We start from the raw sequence: 6071 nt of genomic DNA on the forward strand, positions 1-6071 counted from the left end.
GGGCGTCCAATCCGGCAGAGTGCCGCACACCACCACCGCTATCTCTCCGGCAGCAGTAATGGTCGCCCGTAGTTGAGTGCTGCTTGCGCTTCCTGATGCCCAGTCCACATCCCACGTAACTGTATCGGTGGCACGGTTTGGACTAAGTCCGTCGAGAACCTCACGGACACCGAACCGAGCGCGATCAATCTGCAGGATTTGGCGTCGTCGATTTGGTTCGAGCTGTCGGTGGAGGTGGAGCGATTGAAGATAAATCGCGGCTATGGCCCGCCTACGCTGGTCGGCTCGGCCGGGCTCTTTACCGCCCACATGTTCGAGTCGGGCGAGCGCAGCTACGAAACTGTCGGGGTCGGCGTGAAAAACGTAGTCCGCATCGTCGAGGATGCGTAGGGTTTCGTCTGCGTCCATCGCGTGGTCGAGCGCGTGACGGGTTAGATATGGTTCGGCAATGCCCCACAGTCGGCGTCCCTCGGCGGTGGGGAGATCGCCGAGAAGCGTTTCAAGGATGTCTCTTGCTGTCGTTTTGCTACCGGTCCGGAGGTAATCTGTGAGTCCTTGGTGAAATGGCCGCCGCAGCAGTTCGCCATTGCCGTCGGTGCTTGTCCGCAGATAGAAGCGAACCTGATCAAGAGCACGGTTGAAGTCGTGATCGGTGGCTTCCACACCGGGCGCAAAGATTTCACGCGTGAGAAGCCGCAGCAATCGTAACGGCGTTCCGGATCCCTTTGACCAGGACAGGCACGTCAGGATCGCTCGGGGGAGGATCGCGTCGTCCCCAACCGCTAGGTCTAAGTCTAGGACCTCCGGGAGAGTCCGCGGCGCGTTTGCAAGGAGGTCGTCGACCGCATCATCGCTCTTTGGCAACCCACTGCGACGGATACTTACAGCGAATAGAGAGGCCACAAGGAATTCGCCCCAGCCGCGCCGTGTGCCCTGTTCTTGTGTGAGTCTTAAGGCCATCCCTTCAGCGATCCGTTGGGTGAACCGCCCGGGTCCAAGAACGGAGACCAAATAGGTTGACAAGTCCTCCTTGAGGATCGCCAACGGAACAGCTTCGAGATCGGTTTTCTGGCGATCAGCTAGGGTACCTACCCACTCCTCAATGAGGGGCCAGCCCTCCCCGGCCCGTGTTCCAATCAAGAGTCGGCATGCTGGAGTACCGTCTGAATTTCGGGTGTTGGCGAGATCGCGGAGTAGACCCACGGTCTCTCGAACGTTGTCGGCCTCATCCAGGGCATCCAGGACGATCAGTGGACGCCCCTGCTCCGCTTTCAGCGACTTTGCGAGCGTCTCCGGAGTCCAGGTCTCGCCAGGATTTGGTAGCTGGAGTTGTCGCGCGATGGAGTCAAGTATCTGTGCCAAGGGTCTGGCCCGGGCGTGAATCCCGGCCATCCTCTGTTGGAGGTTCGGCGTTGCCGCGGCTCGCGACCAGACTGATTTGGTCCTTTCTCGTAGAAAGGGGTGAGCCGCGCATACTAGAACGCCGAGGATGGCAGATTTCCCTGCTCCCGGGCTGCCAATGACAACTCGCACGCTGTCTCCCGGAGCAGGGTCATTGATCCATGACGACAAATCAACGAGCTGGCTTCGCCTGCCGGTGAAGGTCCCGTCGGGACCAAGCCCGTCTCGGCCGCGAGCACGCTCGGTGAAATGGTTCGGATCGAGGCCTTCGAGGCCTTCTGTGGACATCGCTGTGCCTGCGAAGGAATCCAGAAACGGTCCCAGCCCCTCAGCCGCCTCATTCTTTGCCTGCTGAAGGGGGCCTGGCTCTACATATGCGGGATTAGGAAAGAACGGCACCTTCACGGTCCTGTTCAGCAGTGTTGAGGTCACTCGCTGGGGAAGGAGCCGGTCGCCTGCGCCCCGCTCGACCTCATGTATGACTTTGTCCCGGAATGTTTCCCACGGAACGAACTCAAGATCAGGTGCGAGACCCATTGTTTGACCTGCCACCGCCGCCAACTGGTTTGCGACGGCCCTTGTCAACCGACCATCGTATGCTGATCGATCCCGTTCCGACGCAGCCAAGACCCAGCCACGCAGGTCTTCGGCGTGAATATCTAGACCCCACTCAGACCGTGTTGCTTCTCCACTGTGGCAAGTATCCAGAATGAAAAGTGTCTTAGGACGCAGTCTGTTGTTGGATTGAACGAGTTTGAGCCAGTTCACAACGTCGCAGTCATCGTCGGTCTGCCCGTCAGCGCCTACGGGAAACACCGTTCCATGGCTTCGCTCCCCATGCCCGAGGATGTGTACGACTCGCACTCCGCTTCCGTCGTCATCATCGACGAGGTCCCGGAATCCTTCGTTCATCTCCGCGGCGGTCCAATTCCATGTGGCCGCCGGATCGTTAACCTCATAACCGAGCGAAAATAGGCCCTTTGCTACCCCGTTGACATGTCCGGCAAAATCCTCCAACGAGTCATAATCGTCACCGTCCGGCGTTGGTATCGCGACCACCAATGCTTTCCGGCTCAAGCGTCCCCCTCGTCATATGCGGCAAGAATATTGGCAACTTCGGAGCACCTCAAATAAGCCTCAACATCATGAAATGCGATGGACCCAATGGTCACCTCAGCATCGGAGTCGACGCCGTCGAAGTATTGGCTGAGTCCCTTCGGTACGGCAATGAGGTCACCCTCATCGGCCACGTTGACCCAACGAATCACCCCCGGCGGCTTGCGACGCTGTCCGGCTTCAAAGGGGTCAAGCCGGTCGGCAAAAATTCCGGGCAAAGCCAGCGGCGACCCAAGGGTTAGGAGCAGATCAACACGAAGGTTCGGCCAAGCCCACAGAGTCTCATAGGCCACGACACTGCCCAGCGAATGGGCGATGAGAATCCGCGGCTTCTCCTTTGTAATAACCTCAGCCACCGTCCGGCGGGCTTCATGCCGGCGGGATGCGTGGAGAGGATCGACGTACACGGCCACCTCCCGGAAGGCGGATGCCACAATGGCTTGGGTCAAGCCTTCTGCTGCCCTGTTTCGGATGAACCAGTCAATCCCGTCGCGCAGCCATCGAGTCGCTGGTCCTTGAACAACTGGTACCGGAGTTCCTTGGCTGACCAACCAAGCAGCGATAAGACGACATTCGGTCTCTGAAAATTGCTCGTCCGAGCCGCTGCCTTGCCGGGCTCCGAGATGTAGGATCGGCGCGTAGTACGCCAGCGCAAATTCTTCTTCCTTCAAACCCGCGGACCGCACAAGAGCTTTAGCCCACAGTTTTTGCAATTCCCGCGGGTCGCGGTGAAACTTGTATTGCCTTATGCCGTGCACTCCCACAACTCCCATACGTAGGCTTTTACACCATCCATCGGGCCTCGGTCCAGCAATACAATATTTGAATCGAATCGTGTCTACATACTTCGATTTCTCAAACTAACCGGTTCTTTGCAGCGAGACGTTTCCTGGTGATCCCCCCGGACTTGAAGTCCGCGCCTAGCAGGGTGACCGAGAGCCCGCTAAAGCCGTCCGATGCACGGTGGTTGGGACACTGGGTGTGTCTGCGTGCCACGATTCGTGAAATTCATCCTGCGTCCATTCCTCGATACGAAACTCACGCAAATACCGGACTACTACCAAAGGCGCAGCCACGCGGAAAGCCGGGAATCCAAGGGCTGGTGACAACAGCGGCGATTCTGCATGTTCGGAAGTGCGGCCTGGTCGATCCGCCACTATTTCCCCGCCGCACCGCCGGCAGTCTTTACCGGTTAGGGCTTGGTCGCCGTGAACAGCTCAGGCAGTTGAAAAGGCAATTTGTGTTTTCGCGTTACGATCCGTGCCCGGGCCACACTGTATCCGTAAGGAGCTAACCGACGGCCGGCAGATCCCGGACCAGTACGTCATCGGGCAGCCGGATGGAATCCTGGTGCGCCTTCAGCCCTCCGCGGACGCCTGTCACACCGTCAGTCACTGGCGGCGAACGCACGGGCCGCGGCCAGGACCTGTTGCGCCACCGCGTCGATTGGGCCTTCGCGCAGCAGCCGCGCCGGCGGAACGTCCTCCAGCTGCGGGTTCATGCCCTGGAACCACGCTTGGACCACAGTCGCCGAGTCGCGCTCGGTCAGCAAGGCGGCCACATGATAGGCATGGCGGAGCCGGGTCATGACCTCGGCGGAGGGCTTCCTCTCACCGTCGGCCCACTGTCGCACGGCCCGGGTTTCCTTCACCGAACCGATGCACGCGACAAGCTTCGGGCCCAGAATGTCCCGAAGGTCGCGGACCAGCTCGGCCTCGGTCAGCCGGATGGAATCCTTGTGCGCCTTCAACCCGCCACCGGCTCCTGGAAGTGCTGTCATACCCCTATACTGCCACAAGGAGGCTGTTTCACAAGCTAAATCACACCCATAATCACAAGTGATAAAACGCCGATAATGGTGATTATGTCAAGTAATAGTCTGCGTATCTCATCAGATGAATCAATTCGCCCGAATCCCCTGAATCCGCCGGGACGGGCTCACTCACCCCGGGATTTCGCGGATTCTTGCACCCCCGCAACCCTGACGGGCAGCTTCCCGGACGATCCAGACGGCTGCGTGTGGTTGTCTGTGACGGCGTGAGACGCGCCTCTGACCTGCGGTTTTGTCGTGATGATGCGTTTGATGAATCATTGATTCAAATTATGAACATGATTCTGGCGTGATTTGGAGGCGAAATGGCGGTCGATGGGTCCGGGCGCGTGCTGCAACTGAGTGCTGTTCGGCTGCTGCATCCCGAGGAACAGACGCTCGAGGACATGCTTACGGGCTGGCGCAACCAGCAGCTCTCCAGGAACCTTCAGTTCGACACGATTGATAAGGGCATCGGATGTGTCCGAAGGTTCGTGAACCATGTGAACGAGTTCCCGTGGAACTGGTCACCGGCCCATGTCGAGGAGTATTTCGGTGACCTGCGCTCGATCCATCATCTGAAGCACTCCACGATCCGCGGTTACCAGTCCGCCCTCCGCCGGTTCACGTCCTACGTATCCAATTCCGACTATGGCTGGGACCAGGTCTGTGAGGAGCGCTTTGGCACACACCCGTCCCAGGTCTTCTTTGACTGGAACACCGCTGCGCACACGCAAGAGTACGAAGGGCGTCCTTCGAAGCGGCCATTCACCAAGGCTGAACTGCAGATGCTGTTCGACCATGCGGATGACCAGGTCGAACTCATCGCGGCCTCAGGCAAGAAAGGCTGGAAAGCAGCCTACCGCGACGCGGTCATGCTGAAAGTCACCTACTCGTACGGGCTCAGGTTCAACGAACTCCGGCACCTGCAGACCATCGATTTCGCGACCAACCCGCAGGCGCGAAGGTTCGGGAAAACAGGCGTCTGCAAGGTCCGCTTCGGCAAGTCACGCAAGGGCTCCCTCACAAACCCCGCAGCGTCCTGACGGTCTTCGACTGGACGGCCGGGGTCATCGACGACTGGCTCGCCAACGGGCGGGGAGCGCTTGAAACACTGGACCTGTTCCCCAGCGAACGCGGCGGCCTGATCTGCGAATCCACCCTGCTGCGCAGGCTCCGGCGTTACCTGGACGAGCTGGGACTGCCGCTGGATGGCCTGGACCTGCACTCACTGCGACGCTCCTACGCAACACACCTCCTGGAGGACGGATGGGATCCTAGATTCGTGCAATATCAAATGGGCCACGAACACGCCTCCACCACCGGGATCTATCAATTCGTCAGCGACGACTTCCGCAACTCCACCCTCCGTGCGGCCCTGGACCGCACCATGGACGAAGTTCTGGGCGTGCAGATCAGGGGCCAATGGTGAGACGCGAAGTCGAATACAAATGGCGGCTTTCCGAGCTCATGGCAGCACGGGGACTACACAACACCACCGACCTCATCCCCCTGCTGGCCGAGCGCGGCATCACCTTGTCCCGGCCACAGGTCTACCGGCTCGTCAACCAGAAGCCCGAACGCGTCGCGCTGCAACTCATCGCCGCGATCTGTGACATCTTCTCCTGCGGCCCCGAAGACCTCATCACGGTGACAGCCGCCGACGCCCGGACCCGCAAGACCGGCACCAGCGCTCCCAATGTCGTTGACCTGAACCGCACCGTCCGCCCTCGGCGGGCCCGCA

At 59.7% G+C, this 6071-nt stretch carries 6 protein-coding genes and 1 pseudogene; 4 read left to right on the forward strand and 3 right to left on the reverse strand.

Annotation, left to right across the window (positions count from 1 at the left end; translation table 11 throughout):
* The 3 genes from AHiyo1_RS19390 to AHiyo1_RS19400 all read right to left on the reverse strand — a co-directional run.
* Window positions 1-2478: caspase family protein (locus AHiyo1_RS19390; RefSeq protein ID WP_148667685.1), on the reverse strand; the 2478-nt coding region annotated here is incomplete at its 3' end.
* On the reverse strand, window positions 2475-3281 hold the full coding sequence (locus AHiyo1_RS19395) for a GPI inositol-deacylase (RefSeq protein ID WP_216363258.1): 807 nt from the start codon (window positions 3279-3281) through the stop codon (window positions 2475-2477). The genes AHiyo1_RS19390 and AHiyo1_RS19395, both read right to left, overlap by 4 nt.
* 623 nt (window positions 3282-3904) lie before the next feature.
* Window positions 3905-4267, reverse strand: coding sequence for a hypothetical protein (locus AHiyo1_RS19400; RefSeq protein WP_253257476.1), 363 nt, complete (start codon window positions 4265-4267; stop codon window positions 3905-3907).
* 386 nt (window positions 4268-4653) lie between these two features.
* Between AHiyo1_RS19400 and AHiyo1_RS19405 the strand changes: the two genes are divergently transcribed.
* From AHiyo1_RS19405 to AHiyo1_RS19410, 4 genes and pseudogenes are all read left to right on the forward strand, one after another.
* The gene (locus tag AHiyo1_RS19405) at window positions 4654-5373 is read left to right on the forward strand and encodes a hypothetical protein (protein WP_253257477.1); all 720 of its coding nucleotides are present in this window, start codon (window positions 4654-4656) and stop codon (window positions 5371-5373) included.
* A gap of 74 nt (window positions 5374-5447) precedes the next feature.
* Window positions 5448-5606 (forward strand): annotated as a pseudogene (locus tag AHiyo1_RS27325) (tyrosine-type recombinase/integrase); the annotation flags it as partial.
* A gap of 18 nt (window positions 5607-5624) precedes the next feature.
* Complete coding sequence (locus AHiyo1_RS27745; RefSeq protein ID WP_269317328.1) at window positions 5625-5759, forward strand: hypothetical protein; 135 nt, start codon at window positions 5625-5627, stop codon at window positions 5757-5759.
* The coding region (locus AHiyo1_RS19410) for a helix-turn-helix domain-containing protein (RefSeq protein ID WP_253257478.1) at window positions 5753-6071 on the forward strand (319 nt) is incomplete at its 3' end. The genes AHiyo1_RS27745 and AHiyo1_RS19410, both read left to right, overlap by 7 nt.

The sequence above is a fragment of the Arthrobacter sp. Hiyo1 genome, from assembly GCF_001263615.2.
Lineage (GTDB): Bacteria > Actinomycetota > Actinomycetes > Actinomycetales > Micrococcaceae > Arthrobacter.

Coding starts and splice junctions, on each gene's coding strand:
- AHiyo1_RS19405 (WP_253257477.1), top strand. CDS start 4,654: ATGGCGGTCGATGGGTCCGGGCGCGTGCTGCAACTGAGTGCTGTTCGG.
- AHiyo1_RS27745 (WP_269317328.1), top strand. CDS start 5,625: ATGGGCCACGAACACGCCTCCACCACCGGGATCTATCAATTCGTCAGC.